The organism is Aliiroseovarius sp. F47248L (assembly GCF_023016085.1).
Taxonomy (GTDB): Bacteria; Pseudomonadota; Alphaproteobacteria; order Rhodobacterales; family Rhodobacteraceae; genus Aliiroseovarius.
Map to the genome: position 1 here is coordinate 431,408 of NZ_JALKBF010000001.1, position 23,431 is coordinate 454,838.

The following is a 23,431-nucleotide window of genomic DNA, read 5'->3' on the forward strand; positions in this document are numbered from 1 at the left end:
CACAACATTTAGAGTCATGGGCGACCGACCAGGTCGCCTTCTTTGTTTGTGTTGAACAGAAAGCTATTCTGATCGGTCTCACACGATCCATCATTCGCAGCGAATGTTTCGAGGAACGGAGAGGGGCGAGGGCGGCGACAAGGCACCATTAAACGAGGAGCGTGTTTCTCTCGGCGCGCGTAGGTTGTTTCGCGTAACCTGCAGATCGGGGACTATCGCGTGCAGACAGTTTGGTGCATCGGGATGGCCAGCGGATAATGGGGAAGCTCTACGCTTCTTGCAGCTTGATCGTTTGTGAGCCGACCCGCCCCGGGTCACCAGTGAAAGAATTTAGTCGAGTCCGACGCCTCCCAAGACGCGCATCCCCTTTGCGGCGCGCATCGTTGCGGCCTTTGAGCGATATCTCGTCGTGCAATATCTAACCGGCTCGTCAGGACAACAAAGATGCACTTTGACTTTATCGTCCGGTGACTTGTTTCAGACTAAGAATTTCTTAACCGCAGAAATCTGAACTTGGGCCGCGCCGTGTTGAGACCGGAAGTGTGCAAAGGCCAATTGCGGCCGATATGCGGCACCGATATCGAGCGCGATGGTGCGATAGTCTTCGATTCCGTCGCAAACCTTCAGATCGTCGGGCGTGACAATATCGCGCCGAAGAGCGGGCGTGTGACCATGAACGATAACGGTCGGTTTATGGTAACGCCGTTTTGGGTTTGGATCTCGCAAATCCCAACCCTCCCGATGTGACAGAAAAGGGTAACGCATTGTCGCCCAGTGGTCCTCGATCGCGACAAAGAACCGATCCTGCGCCAGAAACTCGGCGATATCACCGTAAGGATGAACGCCGGCATGAACAAAGAGTATTTCTCCGAGGTACTTATGGGTTGGTCCTTCGGCCATCCTATGCAGATATTCAGGATGCAACACCCGCTTGAGTTCTTCGGTGATCTCGCCCGAGGAGTGCTTGCTTTCTGACATACCGATCTCAGCCAAGACGCTACCACCACCATCTGAGACCCAGCGAGAGAGCAGTCTGGGTGAAGACAGCGCGAAGATCAGAGACAGATCATGGTTGCCGGGCAGGACGTGCAATTCGTCCGCACTGGCGAACTGGCTTGCCCCCATCGCTATATCAACGGCGCGGACCGATTCAGGTCCGCGATCAATCAGGTCTCCGAGAAAGACCAGATGCCGCGTGCGCGCCTGTCTTGGCGTGATTTTGATCTCGTCCAACACTTGTACAAGCAGGTCAGCCTGCCCGTGGACGTCACCGATCGCGAATACTTCCATCTCTTCTGGCAGGTCGCTGGGCAGGCCTCGCCATGGCAAGCTATAAGAAGCATAGGGCTGCGGGTCATCAGGCATGGCTCTCCAATCTGTTCAGGTTGGGTTTGCGTGGCGACATTGGGCAAAATCAGCGCTGCGCCATTCGTTACTGAGATGCTGGTGAGCGGCTTGGCAATTTGCCGTCAGCGCGTTTCAAACGTCCAATATGGGATTCTGATCGAACTGCGACATCAGAGTTTTCCAAGTCCTTAATTCGACGTCATAACCAAGGTCTTCCGCGATCCCTGCGATGTTAAGTCGATCGACCGCTTTGGGGTTTTCAGTGTGAACAAGGATGAGTTTTTCGCCTCCCCCATACTTAATGCGGTGCAGTCTTTCATGCACGATCTCGCTGACATCAGACGCTTCACCAATGCCAGCCGCGCCGAAGACAATCACGGCGTGACCTGCGACATTTTTTTCTATGGCTTTAAGGCCAAAACCTGAGGTCGCGACAAGACCTTCTATAATCAAGACTGTATCGAAGACGAAGTGACACCGCTTCCTGAAAAGCTCGGTGTCCCCCATGTCATAGATGTTCAGATCGAGCGGCAAAAGGACCGTATGTGCAAGCTCAGCGTCGTCTCCATGTCTGCCAGAAGCCAGAGTGCCGCGCCGTCGGTTATCAAGCGATTGCACCTGTTGCACTGCGTCATCGCCAAAACAGACGCGCATCCCAAATGAGGCTGGGGCTTCAATGTCGCAGCCTTCCGCATCACCTATGTACAGAATGTCGTTCGCCTTCATGCCAAAGCCCCTTGCCGCGCTTTCGAGCAGGACGGACCTGCCACCACGCGTTTCGGTAGCTTCCGATACGATGACCAGATCGGCATCAGAGGGTAAGGCGTCGATTGCAGATCTTACTTGAGCCTTTGGAAGCTCGGTTAGGACCACGATAGGCAAACCCGCGTCGTGTGCGGCCTGCCAGATTTCGGCCCCCCTTCGCGAAATATGAAATCCTAGATTGGCGTTGAGTTCTCGTGCAATCCGAACGTTTTCAGGCAGGGCCTGGTGTTCAGTCAAAAGTGATCTGACAAGATCAATGCAAATAGCGCGCGGTCTGCTGCGATGCGTTGTCATAATGGTCTCCACATACAATATAGCGGCCGGAACTGATTGTAGAATTCAAACAGCCCCCGGAAAGCTGCGGCGCTTTCAGACATCCTTGAGCCCCTCGCGGACCAAGTCTTCCGCAATGAGGGCTTGAAGCTCCGAGAATTCCAGCGCGCGGGCTCTCAACCCCGCCGCTTTCCGGCCCAATCGTTCGGTCAGATTGTCCGCCGTCGCTGGGTCGTTCAGCCGGTACCACCGCGACACTGTTCGCGCCCATGTTCTGCTGGCATCGATCCCGCAAAGCCGCGAAGTACTTATCAAAGGTCCTCTCAAGGTAGGGTGACCGGTCTGCATTCCCACAAGTATCGCCCCACCATATTCAGGATCACGGATTGCTATCCAGGGTGATATAGTCGGCGCATTTTTTAGATCATCAGATGTGGGGCCACTGATACCGAGTTCAAATGAACGACTTGTCATGCGTCTCATCAACTTCGAAATCAACCGCTCCCTGCAAGACAACCAATCACCTATTGGAACACACCGCGCTGGACCCACCTTAACGTATCGTACCGATGGGGTCAGGGCCTCGAATGCCTTAAGAACCTCAAGCGGAATCGAACCCGTCACCACATAAGAATCACCGCCCGAAGCCACAGAAATAACGGGGTCTGCTTGCTTCAGAGTTTCCAGAAGAATGAGGTCATAAGCATTCGGGTCCAACTCAGCTCTCCCACACGCATGCGTCGATTAGATAATCGCTTTCCGACCGGTGAAACTCGCGCGCGTAACCGACGCTCACGTTGCGCACATCCGTCTTGCCGACTATTGCGCGCAACCTTCTGTGGGAGTGACCGAAGAACCAAGCGTCGGGTTCAAACCTTTCGATCAGGTCCGTCATGTCAGAGTGAAAAGCTGGCGTGAGATCGTCGATCGGTCCGGCGACGGACAAATGCGGTCCGTGATGGGTCACAACAACAGTGCGGCCAGCATCGCCGGCAGGATGAGGTGTCATCAACCCGCGCTCAAGCCAATCTCGATGGTCACGGTGAAGTGCCAGAATATCTTCGGGTTCTATTTCACTGACCGACGGCTGCCAACCAATCCCGTCCCCGGTGGCCAGCGGTTTAACAGGGATCTCCTTCCAAATCTGTGAGTAATCCCGCATGATACGACCAGCGACACCCATGGCTTTCTCCGCGTCCCCGACCAGATCGAAATCGGTCCAGAGTGTGCAGCACAGGAGCCGTGTATCGCCATGGCGCAACTCCGCCTGCTGAACGAAATGCGCTCCAATCGACCGTGCGTGTTCGGCGAGAAGATGTTCGTCGGTCAATGCCGCGCCATAATAATCATGGTTTCCCGGAATGACGTAGATGCGCTCTGGCGCAATATGGTGTGTCAGATAGGAGAGGCCTCTGATCCACCGTGTCGGCGGCCCGTTTGTCAAATCTCCAGCAATGAGAAGCGCATCGAGTGAGCCGTCGAAGAGACGTTCAAGCCCGCTCGCAGTCACGACATTTTCACCAGCCCGTTCATAGCTGTCGATATGAAAATCCGCCAGGATTGCGATCCGGCCGCTCTCGTACGGTATTGTGTGATCCACGTTAATTTCCCTCGATCGGTCGGCAGAGCTTTGCCGTTACCTGACAGCGGAGCAAGATGCGTGTCAACTCATTAAATAACTGTTTTTAAAAGATTATTTGCGAATAGTGAAGCCCTCACTTTTTTCGCGCATCTTGGGATATGGCGATGCCCTGTAAGGCAAGGCCGGACGCATCTTTTCCCTGCGTTATTCGCAAGTATAGTCATTTGCGAAAAATCGTACGGATGGCACCAACGGCCCATTCCGGTCATTGATCGTCTAACAAAGCACCGCTGGGTAGCATCCGGAAGCAGGCATTGTTGACAACACAAAGCACCCTATAATGCGTCGAGTAGCTGAGGAGGGGATCTTGCTGGAAGGTGAATCAAATTTGATAGCGTACCAAGTGACGCGTAGATATTGATCAAATAGAAAAGGCGGCACTATGACCCACGTCACATCATCTGCTACCCAGTCTGGCCGTATCGCGGCTCTTCTCGGTCTCAAGAATGCCGCCAAAATGGACGATGTCGCGCTCGCGGACAAGATCGCTGAGGGCCTTGAAGCACAGGCAGCCATCGCTATGGAAGCCGCCTTAGGACCGACGATCAATGTCGTCGGGCATATCATCCCTGAAGCTACATTCAAACGCGCGTACAAAGCGCGCAAGCCGTTATCGCGTGAGATGAGCGATCGCCTTTATGAGGTCGGTAGGGTCTGGGATTTAGTTTGTCGCAGTTACGACGGAGATGAGAATGCGGCTGCGGCCTTCTTATCGCGCAGCCACCCGTTTCTTGGTGGCCGAGCACCCTTGGAGCTTGCTTGCAGAAGTTCAGCTGGCGCAGATGCTGTGGTAAATCTGATGCACCGTGCGGAGGCTGGCTTCTCAGTGTGATGCAGAGATCAATGTCGGCATGCCGGATCTGGAATGCTCCAGACACAAACCGGCAAAATCTTCGATGTGTCAACAATTAAGCCCTCCGGCCCGACAGGATCCCATCGCGAGGGTAAAGTTCAGAGATGTCGGCATAGCCGCTCGGAACATCCAGCACGATGTGGATATTATTCGCCTACTCTCTCAAGCCGGAGCGCCCACTGGTTCTCCCAGTGACTTCCGTCGGCGGTTTCAGGCAGATGACGTCTGTAACAAGAGGGAGTTCTGGGCCGCCCGGACGGCTCTTTACCGACTTTCAGCGACCATACTGTATCTATGATGCAGCTTCCCGAAAACGGACGCTGACAACAGGTCCATGTGAGTTAGTATCGATGATAGGGAAGCGACTATCCTTATCGGCGTCATGGCCGCGCTTGATCCGCTAAGCGTCCGAAAAGGCGTGACATTTGGAGTTTGGTTGACGCCACTTGCCCGCTCAACGATACAGGAACAAACTATAAACGCGAGGCGACTGAGCATGTCAAAGAACATCATTATCTTTTCAGACGGGACTGGCCAAGTTGGTGGACTGCGCCCAGACCAACGCCTCTCAAACGTCTACAAGATGTTCCGCGCGATGCGGCCTGGACCTTCCTCCCCAATCAGTCCCGCCAACCAAGTCTGCTATTACGACCCGGGTCTGGGTGCGGGGGAAGTCGGAGGCTTCACACTCAAGCGCATAAGGAACATTCTCTCCGCAGCGGTCGGGACCGGTATCGATGAAAATGTCATCGACTGCTACGAGAACATCATCGCCAACTATGAGTCTGGCGATCGCATCATCCTCATTGGATTTTCCCGCGGTGCATACACTGTCCGAGCCGTAGCTAACGTGATGAACCTCTGCGGTGTCCCGACACGAATGCCGGATGGCACAGACGTGCCCAAGTTTGGACCACGTCTCCGCAAGATCGCCAGCGATGCCGTGAATTTCGTGTACAACCACGGCAACGGTCGTCCGCGAGGATTGCAGCCCCATTACGAACGTCGCGAAGAACTCGGACGGCGCTTCCGCCAAAAATACGAGAGCTACGTGCCTGACGCGGAAGAGGACGTGCAGGGCAACGTGCAACCAACATTCATCGGCGTCTTTGACACAGTCGCCGCACTTGGGAACGCTCAAGTAACGGTTGTCGCTTGGTCAATTCTTGCGGTTCTTGTGGGCCTCATCGCTTTAATGATCTGGAACTCCGTTAGCTGGATTTTCTGGGCACCTCTCGTACTGCTCTTTGGTCTGATCATGTACTGGTATGGAAAGCTGCGCTGGTCGCAGTGGAAGTATTTCTCTCCAGACGAGAGCAACCCTCTCCGGATCACCAACATCTGGGACTGGCCGAAGATCTGGAAGTTTGGCCACCGGGCTGTCTGGAACCTCGAGAATTACGACAAGTGGCTCGATTCTGACGTCGGCCATGCGCGCCACGCGTTGGCCATCGACGAGAACCGCAAGAGCTTCCCCCGTGTGAAATGGGCTATGCCTGCCGAGGCCAAGAAGACCGAGGGCCGCAACCCACCGTGGCTAATGCAACTCTGGTTTGCAGGATGTCACAGCGATGTCGGGGGCAGCTACCCCGAGCCCGAGTCACGATTGAGCGATATTGCGCTCCAGTGGATGCTCGAAGAGCTCAAGGAATGCGTGCCGGATATCCGAATCAACGATGATATGCTGTTCGTGTACCCGGACGCTTTGGCCATGCAGCATGAAGAAAAATTTATGTTCAGCTACGGACCTTTCAAACGTCGTTGGCCATCGAAGCCTCGAGAAATCCACCCGGGTTTTCCGCTGCATCCTTCCGTGCTTGAGAGATTGGGTGCCACAAAAGTATCTCATGTGGGAGAAATGAAGCCTTATCGGCCTGTGCAACTTATGGATCATCCAGGAGCAAAAGAGTTTTACAAATAGAAACACGCGATTAGGCATGAGTGCATTGCGGCCACGCAAAGGACGGCCCTTTGCGGTCATTGACCAGCCGATCTGCTGCTGCGATGCGACCCGTTGAAGCAGTCGTTCGCTGCAGTTGCAAACTCGTAATGCAAACCAACCCACAGTCAGTGTTACTTACCCAATATGGCGACGTTGGCGGGTGAACTGGGTATCGGCTCCTCAAGGAGAAGTGACTAAATTCCGATTGCCAATGTAAGTTTTAGCCGCTATCTAGTGAAGAGTTACCAAAGCGGTAATCTGATAATGATAACCAAATGGGTAACTAAGAGATGAAGGTTATATCTATACAAAGGATCGAACACTTCATCAAAACGCACAAGCGAGGGAACGAAACTGCGGGCGCACTCCGGGCATGGTACCAAGAAGCGGTTGCGGCAAAGTGGAAGAACCCAGGCGAACTAAAGGCTCAGTACCCTAATGCAAGACCGGTCGGGAAAGGAAACGGGGTAACGATCTTCAAAATCAAGGGGAACCATTTCAGACTAGTAGTTCGGATCAACTACCAAGCTGGAGTCATCAAGATCGAGTTCATCGGAACCCATAATGAATACGATGAAGTCGACGTAGGAACAGTCACATGGAAAAGCTAGATATCAGACCAATCAAGACCGTAACTGACCATGCATGGGCCATGGAGCAGATTGATGCGCTGATGTTGCAGGATGAGCTTCCTGAAGAAGACGTTCGCAACCTCGAAGTGCTGGCAATCTTGGTCGAGAAATACGAGAGCGAGCATTTCCCGGTTCAGCTTCCGACACCGGTAGAAGCGATTGAGTTTCGCATTGATCAACTCGGTATCAACCGCACTCAACTTGCCACCGTTATCGACTTCCCGAAGTCGCGTGTCTCGGAAGTGCTAAATGGAAAACGCAAACCGTCACTAGACATGATGCGAGCACTCCATGAGAAGCTAAGAATTCCAACAGATGTGCTTCTGGGCAAAGCCGAAGCAACGCTGCCTGAGCCCTGCCCTAACGTAGACTGGAAGTCTTTTCCAATCACGGAAATGTTCAATCTAGGATGGCTTGGGAGCGTTAAGCCGAAAGCTGATGAGATCGAAGTTTGCATTCGAAACCTAATGTCGGCGGCACGAGTTTCTACCCCGCAGTTTGCGGGAGTTCGCTTCCGTGGCGCTGAGAACAAAGAGCCCAATCCTTATTCTGTGAACGCCTGGCTCATGAAAGCCATGGGTGAGGCAATAAACTGCGAGAGCGAGAATGATTTCATTACAGATGGCGTGGGGCATTGCTTTAGACGAGAGATCGCCAAGCTGAGCCTGTATTCCGATGGACCAAAGCGTGCATTTCGCAAGCTCGACGAAGCGGGCATCACCGCCGTTTATGTCCCTTGCTTGAAGAAGACGCATATCGACGGCGCATGTTTCAGCCTTCCAAGTGGCAAACCTGCAATCGCTGTTAGCCTACGCCACCACAGGCTCGACAACTTCTGGTTCACCCTGCTGCATGAATGTGCGCACGTAGAGCGGCACTTGTCCGACGAAGGTATAATCATTGACGAGACAGAGGGTTCAACCGGAGCATTCGGTAACGATCCAATTATGGAAGACGAAGCAAACACATTGGCCCGAAGTGCTTTGGTGCCAGACGATATTCACGACGAGCTAAGTAGAGTAGCAGGGAATATTTCCAAAGCGAAGGTACAGTCTTACGCTCGTAAGGCGGATGTTCATGAGTCGGTCATTGCGGGCCAAGTACGTGCGATGACGGGTCGATACACTCATTTTGCAGGGATGGTAGGTCAAGGCGAGGTTGCCAAAGGTCTTGGATGCGTTCGTCACTAGATTTCTATTGACAACCGGTATTGCGAAGGAACAATCCCCTGAGCTCTACCTAAACTTCAGCTTAGGCCATCTAACGACTATGCAAAGTCTGCTTGATGTACTTTTATTGAAAAACTCGAAAATTTGACAGCTGCATTTTTCTGCCAAAATCTGTTGCGGTGGCCAAATTGAAACCGAGTGCCCGGTGCAGCCTCTGAGAGCGTCAGACACTACCAACGTTGGTCTTGGGGCAGCCCTGACGGACGAAGCTATCCTCGCCATCGTCAGTTGCATCAAATCCCTTGGTCGCCGGACATTCGCGACCTCCATGACAGGATTGACGAAAGGCGATAGTCGGGATGCAACGCGAGGTGCTGATCGCAGGTTCGGCACATTATTTCGCTTTTGCCTGCCGAGAATACAGTCGGCGGAACGAAATACCATCTGGCTCGTTATGTAAGTGCAGTGGCTATCGACTCAATTGCAAGCAACAGTAGGAGGATGTCATGGATCATCAGAAGCAGAATGGAGAGCGCGGAATGGGATACGGCCTTTTTTCAGCTATGATCGCCACATCAACAGTCGTGATGTTTGCGTTAATGTATCTCAATACTTACGCGCTCGATCACGTCTTTTTCTCGCAAACCCGGATGTGGATGGCCCTTTACATGGGTGCGGCGATGGCAGTTATCATGCTTTCTTTCATGTTGGGGATGTACTCCAATCGTAACCTCAATATCGCAATCTTCATCGGGGCCATCGTCGCCTTTGGCGTCTCACTATGGCTCGTGCGTAGCCAGGAGACCGTGGAAGACCTCGCCTGGATGCGCGCGATGATTCCGCACCATTCCATTGCCATCCTGACCAGTGAGCGGGCTGATATTTCTGATCCGCGTGTGCGTGCTCTCGCGGATGCAATTATCGAGGCTCAGCGCGGTGAGATTGCCGAGATGAAGCACTACATCAGCGAAATCGAAGCCAATGGCGACGCCGCTCCGGGTACGCCGAGGTACAGCGTTGATTAGGCTGGGCGAGAGAGCCATGACAGCGGCAGAGTTCGAGCCCTCAACAAAGGATGGTAAACCGGTTGCAACAATCAAGACTAAGGGCATCTTCGGCGGTGCTGACCATGGTAACATCATTGGAAAGCCTGAACACATGGACTTCCGTTGACTTACCGGTTTCATCCACCGTTTCAACTCGGACGCACCAAGTCGGATCGCGTTTGGACGCGGCGTCAGACTGTTGTTGAGGGCCGCCAACTGTGGCCAGCGCTGCCTGAGCATTTTTCTGTTCAACCCGCGTGTCCAGGGCGATCTGACGCGCTTTCGTATAGAGATCGATCCGCGCCCTGGCAGTCGAGGGCTTTGATAATTTTTTCGGACGCTGACTTGCAGTCTCTGTAACTCATGCCGGGAATGTGGAAGGGCACCATACGCATCTCCTATTGAAACTGCCTATAGATCAACCCGACGCAATCGCAGGGCATTGCTAATGACCGAAACCGAAGACAGGCTCATCGCTGCTGCCGCAATCATTGGTGAGAGCAGTAAACCGGTAACAGGATAGAGCAACCCGGCGGCAATCGGCACGCCAAGCGCGTTGTAGGCGAAAGCGAAGAACAGGTTTTGCTTGATGTTGCGCAGCGTGGCGCGCGCCAGTTTGCGCGCCCGCACGATGCCCATCAGGTCGCCGCCCAACAGGGTGATGCCGGCACTTTCCATCGCCACATCAGCCCCGGTGCCCATGGCGATCCCGACATCGGCCGCGGCGAGGGCAGGAGCGTCATTCACCCCGTCGCCCGCCATGGCGATCTTGTGGCCGTCGCGGCCCAACTGGTCAATCAGGTCCTTCTTGGCTTCAGGCAACACTCCCGCGCGCACCTCGTCGATACCCAGCTCGCTTGCCACCGCCTGCGCCGTGCGCTCGTTGTCGCCGGTCGCCATGATGATGCGCAGCCCCTGAGCGTGAAGTTCATCGATCGCCTCCGCGGTCGAATCCTTGATCGGGTCGGCAACCGCAACGATGCCCACAAGCGCGCCGTCGACAGCGATAAACATGGCCGTCTTACCTAGGCTGCGCAAAGCGTCCGCCTGGGTTTCCGCCTTTGCCGTGTCCAGCCCCATTTTCAGCATCATCGCGGCATTGCCAAGCGCGACTGAGCGCCCTTTGACCTTGCCGCGCACACCTTTGCCGGTGACCGCCTCGAAATCGGTCGCTTCATGTCGGGTCGCGTTTTGTGCCTCCGCCCCCTCGACAATCGCTTCGGCGAGCGGGTGTTCTGAGCCACGCTCAAGCGCTGCGGCAAGCGACAACAGGTCAATTTCAGGCAGGTCGGCCAACACAACTGTATCGGTCAACTTTGGCTTGCCCATAGTCAGCGTGCCGGTCTTGTCGACGATCAGCGTATCGACCGCCGCCATCCTTTCCAGCGCCTCTGCGTCTTTGATCAATACGCCCGCCTGCGCACCGCGCCCCGCCGCCGTGGTGATCGAAATCGGTGTTGCCAAGCCAAGCGCGCAGGGGCAAGCGATGATCAGCACCGACACCGCCGAGGCGATGGCGAAGACCAGCGCGGGTTCCGGGCCAAAGATCAGCCAAACGACGAACGCGAAAATAGCGACGGCCACCACGGTTGGGACGAAGATTGCCGAGACCCTGTCGGCCATCCCCTGAATCGGGGCGCGCGAACGGCGAGCGTTTGAGACCATCGCCACAATCTGCGCCAGCACAGTATCGGCCCCGACCTTGCCCGCTTCGATCACGAGGCTGCCGTTATGGTTGATCGTGGCCCCGGTCACCGCATCACCCGGGCCCTTTTCTACTGGCATCGACTCGCCGGTCAGCATGCTCTCGTCCAAACTGGAGCGGCCGTCAATCACCACCCCGTCCACCGGCACCGCGTCACCGGGGCGCACCCGCAACCTGTCCCCCTCCATTATATTTTCCAAGGGCGCATCATATTCCGTGCCGTCGGGCAGGATACGCCGGGCGATCTTGGGCGCGAGATCCAGCAACGCCCGGATGGCATCGCCGGTGCGCTCGCGGGCGCGCAACTCCAACACCTGTCCGACAAAGACCAGCGTCACGATCACCACCGCCGCTTCGAAATAGTTGCCGACCGCATCGCCCGTCCGGTATTGTTCCGGAAACACGCCGGGCAGGAATGTGGCGACCAGCGAATAGAGATAGGCCGCCCCGACGCCGAGGCTGATCAGGGTCCACATGTTGGGTGCGCGGTTCAACACCGACTCCCAGCCGCGCTTGAAGAAGGGCCATGCCGCCCAGAGGACGATGGGCGTTGCCAACACGAATTCCAGGTAGCTGGCCGTCTGGTGTCCGATCCAGTCGCGCACCGGCAAAGCGACCATTTCACCCATCGCCAGAATAATCAGCGGCACCGCCGCCACCGACGAGATCCACATCCGGCGAGTGAAGTCGGTCAACTCCTCGCTCGGTTCGTCCGAGGGCAGCATCGGTTCCAGTGCCATGCCACAGATCGGGCAGTCTCCGGGTTCATCGCGGACGATTTCCGGGTGCATCGGGCAGGTAAACTGGGCGTCCGCAGGGGCCGCCCTCTTTTGCCCGGCGGCGCGCCCCGAGGCATAGAACCACGGATCCGCCTCGAACTTCGTTTGGCAGCTCTCAGAGCAAAACTGGAAGGCCTTGCTTTGGAACTCCGCGTGACGCCCGTCGGGTTTGACCGCGACCATCATCCCACAGACCGGGTCCTTTGCTGTCTCGGTCCCCGCCGGAATGTCGGGCGCCGTGTGATGATGATCGTGCTCCATGTTCTGCCAACCTTTCTATGTCGCGTTTCAGCTTGCGGCCTCCAGCAGCTGGAATGTCAAGCCAGTTTCAACCGTGGTCGGGAGCACCCTTTTCAGACCGTCTCCGCATGGCCATCCAGAGGAGTGGCAACCCGGTCACAAGCCCGAGGCCAAGCACTGCCCAGGTTGCCCGGACCAGGTTTCCACTGGTCGCCTCGCCTCCGAAATGGGCAAGCACGAAACTGGCCGGAATGATCCCCACAAGCGTAGCGACGGCGAAACGCCAGAAGTGAAGACGGCTCAACCCGGCAGCGTAACTGACAATGTCGAATGAAATGAAAGGCATCAACCGGCTGGCGAAAACGGTGAAGGTCAACGCGTTCTGAGAGCCGAGCCAGCCCGCATCCACCTTGCGACCGAGCCATCCAACAAGCGCATCGCGCCCAAGGAACCTGGCCAGGGCGAAGGCGATAAGTGCCCCGAGTTCGGCCCCGACAACGATGTAAACGGTCCCCAGGGCATGCCCATAAGCGGCCCCGGCTGCCAATGCGATCGGCGCGCTTGGAATGGGTGTCGCGACGATCGCGATTGTCATGAGGGAGACGATAAGGACCGGCCCCCATATCCCCGCGGCCTCGACCCAGCTGGAGACTCTCTCGCCATCGAAGCTTTCTATGACGTTGGCGAGCGGCCCTAAGGCCAAGGCGGGAATGCTGAGGACCAGCAGCGCGCCGGCCACCATTCGTGCGGTTCGCCGGGAAAGAAACCGGCTTATTCGAGCTTCACAGAACATGGAGCGCAAACATAAGGGTTACCCCCAACAGGTCGATGCCGACGCTGAATGGTCCGGCACAGCTACATGTCTCTGTTTCTTGGATACTGTCGGCTACCATACCGCCTTGTCTCCCAACTATTGACGTTCGAAACCAGTACCCTGACGCATTCGCGCTCCGGCGATGGGAAGGTTATGTAGCTGCCAATCAGGCCGCGTCGACAGCTTCGCGCAGCATCTCGCGGACCTCTCCCGCAACACTGTGGAGTTGGTCGTTGTCGATAGCCTGCATTGACGCCACTGGGTCGATGGCGCTGATCTCTGTGCTGCCGCTTACTTCGCGCAGGATAACGTTGCAGGGCAGCATCGCGCCGACGCGCGGTTCTATCCCGATCGCTTTGTGGGCCATCTGCGGATTGCAAGCGCCAAGGATACGATAGCCATTCATATCCACGTCAATCTTCTCCTTCATCGTCGTTTTGACGTCAATTTCGGTGAGGACGCCGAAGCCTCTTTCGGCCAAGGCGTCTCGAACGCGCATTTCCGCGTCGTCAATGCTGACGCCTGTAAGCGAGCGGTCGTAAGTATAAGTCATTTCTTTCTCCTTGGGGTCACTTTCGCAGCTGCTTTTTCGGTGCAGGATGTCCCAACATGATCGCAGTCGTTGCGAAAAACAGCCAATCGGTAATAATTCTAAGACTCATCAGATTTACCTCCGTTGAAGCTGGTCAAATTCTGCATCGATCCACCACCATGGTTCAGCACCAAATATGGGCACTGGCCCGTGGGCCGACGCCCAAAAGATTGCTCAGTTGTCGTTCATCATGTCGCCATTGCCCATGCTTTGGCCATCACCAGGCTGCATCTGCCCCATTCCTTCGCGCATTTGCTGCATGCGCTCCAACTTGTCTGCCGGAGCCATCATTTCTTCAGCTGTAACGGCGCCGTCGCCATCGGCGTCCAAGTGCTGGAACCGATCCACCATCATCTCACGGAGCATCGCGCTGTGCAGCATCTCGAATTCTTCGATAGACAAGGCGCCGTCGCCGTCGCTGTCATATTCGGTGAGCTTGGCCTGTAGTCCGGCGCGCATTTCCTCGGGCGTCACCGTGCCGTCACCGTCGGCGTCGAACATCTGCATCATGCCACCCACCATCGGGTGCATTCCGCCCATCATGCCGCCGCCCATCATCTGGCCGTGCATACGCTGCATCATGCCCATCATCTGGCCGTGCATACGCTGCATCATGCCCATCATGTTGGACATGTCTCCCATACTGCCCATCATTCCAGAGCCGTCTTTCATCATCATGTCGGCGCGGTCGTTCGAGCCGGGTTGTCCGCCGTGTCCGTGATTGGATTCTGCGATTGCGGTACTTCCGATTGCAGTTGCAGCCAAGACAGCCGCTGTGAGCAAGATTCTGCGGGTCATTGTGATTTCCTCGTGCTTTGGTTTCGATGGACTTCATATGGTAGCGATAAGTCGTGGTGGAATGCCGAGAAACAACGGTTTTGTAACACCTCGTAGCAAACGCCACCCTTGTTACATTTCGTGACAATTCTCATCGGGAAACCCAGGCGGCAATCGCTAAAAGGAGAAACATGAACGAACAGCCTCATATCCTTGTCGTGGACGATCATCGCGAAATCCGCGATTCCGTTACGCGGTACCTGGAGAAGAACGGCCTGCGCGCGACATCTGCACGAGATGCTGTCGAGATGGACGCCAAGCTGGCAAAAGGACAGTTCGATCTCATCGTCCTGGACGTCATGATGCCCGGCGAAGACGGGTTATCGGTCTGCCGCCGCCTGTCATCCACAGGCGACGTGCCGATCCTGATGTTGACGGCACTCGGCGAAGAGACGGATCGCATCGTCGGGCTGGAAATCGGAGCGGACGATTACCTTTCCAAACCGTTCAATCCCAGAGAACTGCTTGCGCGGATAAAGGCCATCCTGCGGCGTTCGTCGCTGCCCGAGACCTATGCTGGTAAGTTATCAGGACGACGCATCGCCTTCGCACAGTGGACCTTGGATACCGACAGCCGCTTGTTGACCGATGAGAACGGCGCGCGTGTGGATCTTACAGGCTCGGATCTCAAGCTTCTGGTCGTTTTGCTCGAACGGCCGCGTCTCGTTCTGAACCGTGATCAGCTTCTCGATCTCACCGCCGGGCGCGCGGCTTCCCCCCTTGATCGGACGATCGACAATCAGATCAGCCGCCTGCGCCGAAAAATCGAGGCTGATCCATCCCGTCCTCGCTTAATCACGACCGTACGCGGTGGTGGATACTGCCTGGCAACCGATGTGACGGAGTTGGGCTGATGACGCGTCTCTTTGACAGCCTGCGCGGCCAACTGGTTCTGTTGATCATCGCTGCACTCGTGACAGCCCAAGTGGTCAGTCTCTGGTTGTTCGTGGACGAGCGGAGTCTCGCAGTTCGCGCCGCGCTCGGGTTCGAAGCGGCCGGGCGGGCTGCGAATGTGACACGGTTGATCGAGGAAGCGCCTGCTACGCTGGAACCAGCTATTCTGCGGGCGGCCAATTCACCACTGGTGCGCTTCGAGGTGTCGGAAGCGCCTGCCGTCGATCACGAGACCCACGCGGACAGCGGTGCAGTCGAGGCAAGGGTCCGCCGTCTTCTTGGCCCCCCCGACGACCGCGAGATACGCGTGGAATTGCACGAGGTCGACCACGAGATCCTGCCGATGCCGCATCTGGCTCCCGAGATGGCCGAAATGCACCTTGCGATGATGCGGGGCGACCTGTCGGCAATCGAAATGCAGCTATCTATTGCCCTGACGGGCGGACAGTGGCTCAATGTCGGCACAAGGTTCGAGCGCCCGCCGCTACAATGGCCTTGGATGTCTTTGGTGAGCTTTGGCATCACGGCTGCCATCATTCTTGTTACCGCTTTCTGGTTTCTTCTGAGCCGTCTGACCGGTCCGCTTCTGCGAGTGTCTGGTGCCGCTGACAGGCTCGGGCGTGGCGAAAATGTCAGGCCGCTGCCATTGATGGGACCCGCAGAGGTGCGCGAACTAACACGGGCGTTCAACAGAATGCAGGACAGGTTGACCCGTTTCCTCGCCGACCGGACCCGGCTTCTCGCTGCGCTCGGACATGACCTTCGGTCACCTCTCACGGCACTCCGCGTCCGCTCGGAGATGGTCGACGAGCGGGAGACGCGCGACAGCCTCATTGCCTCGATCGAAGAGATGCAAGAGATGGTGGAATCGACTCTTTCCTTCGCGCGAGGGATCGCGGGCTCAGAAGACTACGAAACGGTCGAGCTGGGCGCATTTCTCAAACAGCTTCGCGCCGATATGCTGGAAAGCTTTGCATTGCAGGAAGGCGAGACCATTCGCCTGCGACTGCGGCCGCAATCGGTCAGGCGCGCGCTTCGAAACGTCATAGACAATGCGGAACGCTATGGCGGAAAGGTCGATGTCAGCTTTGGACGTGAGGACGATCACGCCTTCATCTTAATTGGCGACAATGGACCCGGCATACCGAATGCTGACCTCGAACAGGTCTTCGAGCCCTATTTCAGGCTTGAGAAATCTCGTTCGAGAGAGACTGGAGGAACCGGGCTTGGGCTGTCTATCGCCCGGACCATCATCCGGGCACATGGCGGCGACGTCAGCCTCGCAAACCGAGTGGAAGACGGCCTCGTCGCGACCGTGACGCTCCCGCTGGAATCGCAATCCTTGGAAAACAAAAGGACAATGACATGAAATTTCACAACCCAATCATTGCCGCAGGACCTCTCATTTTCGTCGCGGCACCGGGAGTGGCCGATACCTATGAGGGATTCGGCCACATGATGTGGGGTGGCGACCACGGAATTTTCGGTGGCCTGATAATGTTGATTTTCTGGGCGCTTATCATCGGCTTGATCGTGCTCGCGGTTCGCGGGTTTTCCAACCACCAAGTCTCTGACAATAGGCAGAAAGCAATCGATCTCCTACGTGAACGATTTGCCCGCGGCGAAATCGACGACGACGAATTCGAGCGTCGGCTGGCAAAGCTGGAACCCGGCATACAGAGATGACTCCACTAACGGCAATGTGAAGGCGGGGTCTGCAGCCGAGCTTGACCTTCCAGGTCGGGAATGCCGCATGACCGAGACAACGAGCAACTTACCGGAGTATCCATATGATACCTGAAATTGGACAATTCGCACTGGCACTGGCGCTGGCGATTGCATTGGTGCAGAGCGTCCTGCCCATCCTCGGCGCCTCCCGTGGTGATCTCGTTTGGATGCGAAGTGCGCGGGCATCGGCGCTCGCCCAACTTGTGTTCATCGGCATCGCTTTCGCCGCCCTCATGCGATCGTTCACAGTCAGCGATTTCACCGTCAGGAATGTCGTCGAGAATTCGCATTCCCTCAAGCCGATGTTGTTCAAGATCGCAGGTACTTGGGGGAGCCATGAAGGTTCTCTACTGCTCTGGGTGCTGATACTTGCTGCCTTCGGGGCAGGTGTCGCCCTGCTCGGGACCAACATTCCCGATGCACTGAAGGCGCGCACCCTGTCGGTGCAGGCTTGGATCAGCACTGGTTTCCTATCTTTCCTGCTGCTGACCTCCAATCCGTTCGAGCGTGTGTTTCCGCCACCACCGGATGGCAACGACCTCAATCCACTGCTTCAGGATGTCGGGTTGGCGATGCATCCACCGCTCCTTTACTTCGGTTATGTCGGGTTCTCGATCGTGTTCTCCTTCGCAGTCGCTGCGCTGATTGAGGGCCGTGTGGACGCGGCTTGGGCCCGCTGGGTGAGACCGTGGACGCTGGCAGCCTGGATGAGCCTGACAGCGGGCATCGCGCTGGGATCTTGGTGGGCATATTACGAGCTTGGTTGGGGTGGGTGGTGGTTCTGGGATCCGGTTGAGAACGTCAGCTTCATGCCATGGCTTCTGGGCACTGCGCTGTTGCATTCGGCAATCGTCACCGAAAAGCGCGATGCTTTCAAAAGCTGGACGATCCTGCTGGCAATCCTGACATTCTCACTGTCTCTGCTGGGCACATTCATTGTTCGCTCCGGCCTATTGACCTCGGTTCACGCGTTCGCGGTCGACCCCGAACGCGGACTCTATATCCTCGGCTTGCTGGGTCTCTCTATCGGCGGCTCTCTTACGCTATATGCCTGGCGCGCCCCGTCGATGGAAGGCGGCGGTCTCTTCGCACCGATCAGCCGCGAGGGCGGCCTACTGATCAACAACCTGCTGCTGGTAGTCGCCACAGGAACGGTGCTGGTCGGTACACTCTATCCGTTGTTTACTGAGGCGTTGGCCGATCAGAAAATTTCTGTCGGCCCCCCATTCTTCAATGCGTCCTTCATACCGATCATGCTGCCTCTATTGATGATTATGGCCGTTGGTCCGTTCCTGTCGTGGAAGCGTGCCGACCTGAAGGGGGTATTCCAACGCCTCCGTTTTGTCGCTCTGTTATCAGGGCTGGCCGCGCTTGCGGTCTGGTACCTGACCGAGGGTGGGCCCGCTCTGGCCTATCTTTCAATCGCGATTGCCACCTGGCTCCTTCTGGCGACACTGCGCGAATGGGCGACCCGGATCAGGCTATTCGATGTGCCGTTCGCGCAGGCCTTTCGAAGGGCGCGCAACCTGCCTCGTGCAGCCCACGGCATGACGCTGGCACATGCAGGCCTTGCCGTCGCGGTCTTTGGCTTCGTCGGGTCCAGCGCCTGGAAATCCGAGGAAATCGTATTCGTCCAGCCTGGTGCCGAGATTGCGATTGCAGGGTTCGACGTGCGCTTTGACGGTGTCGAACAACTGCAAGGTCCGAACTATACCGCCGACCGGGGCACGCTGGTCGTCATGCGCGACGGTGCATTTATCACGATTCTCTATCCTGAGCGCCGTTCCTACCCGGTGGCTCAGAGCACGACCACCGAATCGGCCATCCGCTCGACGCTGGCGGGCGATCTCTACGCCTCGCTGGCCGAACCAGCAGCGGAAGGTGCGGCGCAATCGGGCGCTTGGACTTTGCGCATTCTTTACGAGCCGCTGGTCAACTTCATCTGGATCGGATCGGCGCTACTGGTGCTGGGCGGCGGCTTGTCGCTATCGGATCGGCGCCTGCGCGTTGGCGCACCGCGTCGTTCCGCCACACTCAAACCACAAGCAACGCCGGCGGAGTAAAACCATGAAACGATTTCTCGCAGCCACGCCGATCCTGATTGCCCTTGTCTTGGGCGCCTTCTTCCTGTGGGGCCTCAATCCCGAACGAGATCCAAACGCGATCCCGTCGGTCCTAATATCTCAACCCGTGCCGGAATTCGATTTAGACGCCTTGGACGGCGTCGGCGTACCGGGTCTGTCACAGGCATACTTGACGGACAATCCCGCGCCGGTTGTGGTCAACGTCTTCGCCTCTTGGTGCGTCCCCTGCCGTGCCGAACATGCTGTCCTGACGCAGATGGTCGAACGCGACGGCGTGCGGCTCATGGGGATCAACTACAAGGACAAGCCCGAGGACGCGCGCGCTTGGCTCGAAGATCTGGGCAATCCCTACGAACGGATCGGGTCCGATCTAAACGGCCGCGCCGGAATTGAATGGGGTATTTCCGGCGTCCCCGAAACCTTCATCGTTTCGGGCGATGGCACAGTTCTCTACCGCTATGTCGGTCCGGTCGTAGGTCCTGACGCGGAAGAAAAGTTTGCGACCGCGCTCACGCAGGCACGCGCCATAAATGGTGCGGGAACATGATCCGAATCGTTGTCCTCACGGCTCTGATCTTGATCGCCTTGCCGCTTGCCTCACATGCCGTCGAACCCGACGAAATGCTGGCCAACCCGGTCCTGGAGGTGCGTGCGCGCGCGATTTCGAAAGATCTGCGCTGCGTGGTCTGCCAGAATCAGGACATCGACAGTTCCAACGCAGGCGTTGCGCGTGACCTGCGGCTGCTGGTTCGCGAGAGGCTAATGGCTGGCGACACCGATCAGCAAGTGTTGGGCTATATCCAAGCCCGCTATGGCGACTATGTTCTGCTGAAACCGCCCTTCAAACCGGAAACCTACGTTCTTTGGTTGACGCCCCTCATTCTCTTTCTGATCGGCTCCGGCGGCGCGGTCGCGGTCCTTGCCAGATCCGGTCGGCGAATGGCGAATGCAGACCTGAGCGACGAAGAGGAGCGCCGGGTTTCCAAACTGCTGGCACAGACTGGAAGGAATGAATCGTAATGCTATGGATTATCTTTGCGTCCCTGGCGCTGCTTGCAGCAATTTGCCTGCTGCTCCCCCTGCGATCGCTCCGCTCGGACATCTCCGGCCGCACCGAAGGGTCCGTTTCCATCCTGTCCGATCAGTTGCATGAGGTGCGCGCCGATGCGGAGCGCGGCCTGATCACGAAGGAGGAAGCCCGCGCTGCCCTAATCGAGATCAAACGGCGCATACTGTCGCTGGAACGGAAGAGCCAGCACGCGGAACCAGCCAGATCTGCTCGCTCTTCAGGCATCGTCGTCTGGGCGACTGCCTTGATGGTACCTTTGGCGGCAGGCGCACTCTACATGCAACTGGGATCGCCCGACCTGCCGAGCCTGGCGTTCGCCGAGCGTGAGGCGGAGCAAAACCAACAGGTTGAAATCACCGGGTTGACTGAGCGTTTGTTGGCCCGCTTGCAAAGCGATCCGGGCGGCGGCCCGACCGAAGGTTGGATGTTGCTCGGTCAAACCTATATGCGCATGGGCCGCTACAGGGATGCGGTTTCCGCCATGGAGAACGTGACCGAGCGCCCCGATGCAACCTCGGCCATTCTTTCGCAATACGCCGAGGCGATGATCGCTGTAGATGATGGGATCGTGACACCCGCTGCCCGCAAAGCCATCGCAGCGGCACGCGACATGGACCCATCCAATCCGGCAGCCACCTATTACGAGGCCATTGCGCTCAACCAGGCCGGCGACAGCGAGGCGGCCCACGATCTGCTGACTGGCCGTCTGGGCACGGCCACTGGCCCTGCCCCCTGGATGGAAGCGTTCATCGCCCAGGCCAACCGCATCGGAGAGACACTTGGCCGCGACCTCGTTAGCCTGGCAACATTCGCTCCGACGGTTAACAGAGACACGCCTGGCCCTACCGCAGCCGACTTGGCTGCGTCGGCAGATATGAGCGAGCAAGACAGGAGCACCTTCGTCCGCTCGATGGTCACGCGGCTGGCCGAGCGGTTGCAGGACGAACCTAATGATCTGGACGGCTGGATGCGGCTTGGCAACGCCTATCGAGTGCTGGGCGAGATGGAGAAGGCGCGTGCGGCCTATGCGGCGGCCGAGAGGTTGACCGAAAGCCTGCCATCCGGCGACCCGCGAGTGCAGCGGATCAGGCAGGCACTAACAGAACTTCGCAGCTGACGGCGCGCCGCGCTTCGGCACGCAACCGAGGATGCGAAACCTTGCTGGCGGGATTCGGACGAATTGACAGGGATGCACTGCGCGATGCGGATCATTGCGCGTCGTAGGTCTGGTCAGTGTAGTGAGAAGCAGCAGGATGGTGCGCATGGGGCGATCCTGATCCTCTTTCGTTCACGTTCTCAGGACGTCGCTGGCTCGTCGTGTTTCTCCTGGCCGCATTCTGCGCTGCGGCCCGCGTGTGCGATCCAGCACATGTCGCAGACCGGGTCGCCATTGGACAGAGTACGCTTGCGGAAATAGTGGCCCCGTCGACCATCCCCTGCGATGACGTCGGCACCGGGCCAGTCGTAGCGGCACCAGCTCTGCCGGAACGCTTCCAAGGAGTCGGGGTCGTCCTCCGCCCGGGCCATGCGGCGCACAAAGCTCTGCGGCGGGCAATGGGTGAAATGGGTCAACAGGTCGTCGCCGTCGCGGCTGACCAGAACGGCATAGCCTGGCGCGCCGGAGGGTGTGAAGGGGAACACCAGCAGCGCGCGGATGGTCCAGCGCAGCCGGCGACCGGAATCGCGGGTGAGCAGGCGCACGGGCAGTGCGCTGAACGCCAGCATCCGCCGGTAGATGTCCCAGCCGAGATCAGCAACCACCTGCCGTGCGGAATCGGGCGCGATGGCGCAAGCGCGCAGGCTGCGGTCGGCAGCCATCGTCCAAATCGCCATTTCCACCATCATCTGGCTACCGAAAGTCGGAAGCTTTGCCTGCCCTGCATGGGAGCGCAGGTGGTCTGCCTCCGTGGTCATCGCCACTACGAATGCCTCGATTTCCGGCGCCAGCCAGCGGGTCTCGCGCCCCTCCGTGTCGCGCAGGCCGCGTATGACAAGACCGCGCCGCGCCGCCCGGGCGACGAGGCGTCGGATCAGCTTGCGTGCCAACCACAGGCGGAGCGAACCGTCAGCCATTGCCGGCCTGACGGTCCGAGGTAATATCGATCATTTCGGCGCCGCGCTCGTCGAGACACTCGGTTTCGGTCTGGAGCGTTACGAAGAAGAAGTCGTGATCTTCGCGCAGCACGCGATGTGCCCGTCGTTGCACCGCCTGGGGATCCGCGCCGTCACCGACGCGGAGATGGGCCGAAAACACGTTGCGCCCGCTGGTCAATGTCCATGCGTGGACGTGATGCACATCGCGCACCCCGTCGAGCGTTTCCAGATCCGCGATCACCGACTCCAAATCGATCTCGCTCGGCGTTGCCTCCATCAACAGCCGCGCCGCATCTCGCAGGATGCCCCAGCTGGCCCAGAGCAACACGAAGCCGAATGCCATTCCCAAAAGCGGGTCGATCATCAGGAAACCGGTAAAGCGGATCACCAACGCCGTGACGATGATTAGCAGGCTGCCCACGAAGGTCTGGATGATATGCCAGAGCGCGCCGCGCACGTTCATGTCGCTCTGGCTCTGTTTCCAGATGAGGCCAAGCGAAATGAACTCTGTCACAAGGCCCCCGGCCGCGGCAAGCAACATCGGCCCTGTCGGTAAATCGATCGGTGCATTCAGGCGCATCGCCGCCATGTAAATCACGACCAGCGCCATGCCGGCCAGAAACCCGCCATTGACCAGGGCGCCGAGAATCTCAGATCTGTACCAGCCAAAGCTGAAATCCGCATCGGCAGGCCGGCGGGACAGTCGGGCCGCGCCTAGGGCTACGAGGATTCCGCCCACTGCGGAAAACGTGTGGAATGCATCCGACAGGACCGCGATCGATCCGGTCCACAGTCCGATACCCAGTTCCACGATGAAGTAAACGCCAGTCAGCCAGGCCGAGATGACCATGCCCCGACCACTTGTCGGCATGTGTAATCCGTGCCCGCCGATATGGGTTTCTTTTTCTGCACTCATTGAACATCCC

At 57.6% G+C, this 23,431-nt stretch carries 20 protein-coding genes; 11 read left to right on the forward strand and 9 right to left on the reverse strand.

Annotated features, from left to right (window positions below; genetic code table 11):
• Window positions 1-477: 477 nt before the first annotated feature.
• From MWU51_RS02220 to MWU51_RS02230, 3 genes are all read right to left on the reverse strand, one after another.
• Complete coding sequence (locus tag MWU51_RS02220) at window positions 478-1,365, reverse strand: metallophosphoesterase (protein ID WP_247034123.1); 888 nt, start codon at window positions 1,363-1,365, stop codon at window positions 478-480.
• A 114-nt stretch (window positions 1,366-1,479) separates the two neighbouring features.
• Window positions 1,480-2,073 carry a hypothetical protein gene (locus MWU51_RS02225; protein WP_247034125.1) on the reverse strand — a complete coding sequence of 198 codons (594 nt, stop codon included), beginning with the start codon at window positions 2,071-2,073 and terminating at the stop codon, window positions 1,480-1,482.
• A gap of 1,030 nt (window positions 2,074-3,103) precedes the next feature.
• The gene (locus MWU51_RS02230) at window positions 3,104-3,985 is read right to left on the reverse strand and encodes a metallophosphoesterase (protein WP_247034127.1); all 882 of its coding nucleotides are present in this window, start codon (window positions 3,983-3,985) and stop codon (window positions 3,104-3,106) included.
• A gap of 424 nt (window positions 3,986-4,409) precedes the next feature.
• On the opposite strand from MWU51_RS02230, the gene MWU51_RS02235 reads away from it, so the two are divergent.
• From MWU51_RS02235 to MWU51_RS02250, 4 genes are all read left to right on the forward strand, one after another.
• Window positions 4,410-4,859, forward strand: coding sequence for an antitoxin Xre/MbcA/ParS toxin-binding domain-containing protein (locus MWU51_RS02235; RefSeq protein WP_247034129.1), 450 nt, complete (start codon window positions 4,410-4,412; stop codon window positions 4,857-4,859).
• 517 nt (window positions 4,860-5,376) lie between these two features.
• Window positions 5,377-6,801, forward strand: coding sequence for a DUF2235 domain-containing protein (locus tag MWU51_RS02240; RefSeq protein WP_247034131.1), 1,425 nt, complete (start codon window positions 5,377-5,379; stop codon window positions 6,799-6,801).
• Window positions 6,802-7,420: 619 nt separating this feature from the next.
• On the forward strand, window positions 7,421-8,644 hold the full coding sequence (locus MWU51_RS02245; protein WP_247034138.1) for a helix-turn-helix domain-containing protein: 1,224 nt from the start codon (window positions 7,421-7,423) through the stop codon (window positions 8,642-8,644).
• A gap of 485 nt (window positions 8,645-9,129) precedes the next feature.
• Entirely contained in the window at window positions 9,130-9,648 is a 519-nt protein-coding gene (locus tag MWU51_RS02250) for a DUF305 domain-containing protein (protein ID WP_247034149.1), read from the forward strand.
• Window positions 9,649-10,080: 432 nt separating this feature from the next.
• On the opposite strand, the gene MWU51_RS02255 is transcribed toward MWU51_RS02250, so the two are convergent.
• From MWU51_RS02255 to MWU51_RS02270, 4 genes are all read right to left on the reverse strand, one after another.
• The gene (locus MWU51_RS02255; RefSeq protein WP_247034151.1) at window positions 10,081-12,414 is read right to left on the reverse strand and encodes a heavy metal translocating P-type ATPase; all 2,334 of its coding nucleotides are present in this window, start codon (window positions 12,412-12,414) and stop codon (window positions 10,081-10,083) included.
• A gap of 67 nt (window positions 12,415-12,481) precedes the next feature.
• Window positions 12,482-13,135, reverse strand: coding sequence for a VTT domain-containing protein (locus MWU51_RS02260; protein WP_247034153.1), 654 nt, complete (start codon window positions 13,133-13,135; stop codon window positions 12,482-12,484).
• Window positions 13,136-13,373: 238 nt separating this feature from the next.
• Window positions 13,374-13,760: a DUF302 domain-containing protein gene (locus MWU51_RS02265; protein WP_247034155.1), complete on the reverse strand. Its 387-nt coding sequence runs from the start codon at window positions 13,758-13,760 to the stop codon at window positions 13,374-13,376.
• 213 nt (window positions 13,761-13,973) lie between these two features.
• Window positions 13,974-14,597, reverse strand: a complete 624-nt coding sequence (locus tag MWU51_RS02270; protein WP_247034157.1) for a calcium-binding protein — start codon at window positions 14,595-14,597, stop codon at window positions 13,974-13,976.
• A 170-nt stretch (window positions 14,598-14,767) separates the two neighbouring features.
• On the opposite strand from MWU51_RS02270, the gene MWU51_RS02275 reads away from it, so the two are divergent.
• The 7 genes from MWU51_RS02275 to ccmI all read left to right on the forward strand — a co-directional run bounded on the left by MWU51_RS02275 (window position 14,768) and on the right by ccmI (window position 21,528).
• Window positions 14,768-15,490, forward strand: a complete 723-nt coding sequence (locus tag MWU51_RS02275) for a response regulator (protein ID WP_247034165.1) — start codon at window positions 14,768-14,770, stop codon at window positions 15,488-15,490.
• On the forward strand, window positions 15,490-16,899 hold the full coding sequence (locus MWU51_RS02280) for an ATP-binding protein (RefSeq protein WP_247034167.1): 1,410 nt from the start codon (window positions 15,490-15,492) through the stop codon (window positions 16,897-16,899). Before MWU51_RS02275 ends, MWU51_RS02280 begins: the two co-directional genes overlap by 1 nt.
• Window positions 16,896-17,216 carry an SHOCT domain-containing protein gene (locus MWU51_RS02285; protein ID WP_247034170.1) on the forward strand — a complete coding sequence of 107 codons (321 nt, stop codon included), beginning with the start codon at window positions 16,896-16,898 and terminating at the stop codon, window positions 17,214-17,216. Before MWU51_RS02280 ends, MWU51_RS02285 begins: the two co-directional genes overlap by 4 nt.
• 104 nt (window positions 17,217-17,320) lie before the next feature.
• On the forward strand, window positions 17,321-19,321 hold the full coding sequence (locus tag MWU51_RS02290) for a heme lyase CcmF/NrfE family subunit (RefSeq protein WP_247034174.1): 2,001 nt from the start codon (window positions 17,321-17,323) through the stop codon (window positions 19,319-19,321).
• 4 nt (window positions 19,322-19,325) lie between these two features.
• Window positions 19,326-19,889, forward strand: a complete 564-nt coding sequence (locus MWU51_RS02295) for a DsbE family thiol:disulfide interchange protein (protein WP_247034176.1) — start codon at window positions 19,326-19,328, stop codon at window positions 19,887-19,889.
• A complete protein-coding gene (locus tag MWU51_RS02300; protein ID WP_247034178.1) occupies window positions 19,886-20,362 on the forward strand; it encodes a cytochrome c-type biogenesis protein in 477 nt (158 codons plus the stop codon). Before MWU51_RS02295 ends, MWU51_RS02300 begins: the two co-directional genes overlap by 4 nt.
• On the forward strand, window positions 20,362-21,528 hold the full coding sequence (gene ccmI / locus MWU51_RS02305) for a c-type cytochrome biogenesis protein CcmI (protein ID WP_247034180.1): 1,167 nt from the start codon (window positions 20,362-20,364) through the stop codon (window positions 21,526-21,528). Before MWU51_RS02300 ends, ccmI begins: the two co-directional genes overlap by 1 nt.
• Before the next feature lie 179 nt (window positions 21,529-21,707).
• On the opposite strand, the gene MWU51_RS02310 is transcribed toward ccmI, so the two are convergent.
• Together MWU51_RS02310 and MWU51_RS02315 are read right to left on the reverse strand one after the other, a co-directional pair.
• The gene (locus tag MWU51_RS02310) at window positions 21,708-22,484 is read right to left on the reverse strand and encodes a hypothetical protein (protein WP_247034182.1); all 777 of its coding nucleotides are present in this window, start codon (window positions 22,482-22,484) and stop codon (window positions 21,708-21,710) included.
• A complete protein-coding gene (locus MWU51_RS02315; protein ID WP_247034185.1) occupies window positions 22,477-23,421 on the reverse strand; it encodes a cation diffusion facilitator family transporter in 945 nt (314 codons plus the stop codon). Before MWU51_RS02315 ends, MWU51_RS02310 begins: the two co-directional genes overlap by 8 nt.
• Window positions 23,422-23,431 lie beyond the last annotated feature (10 nt).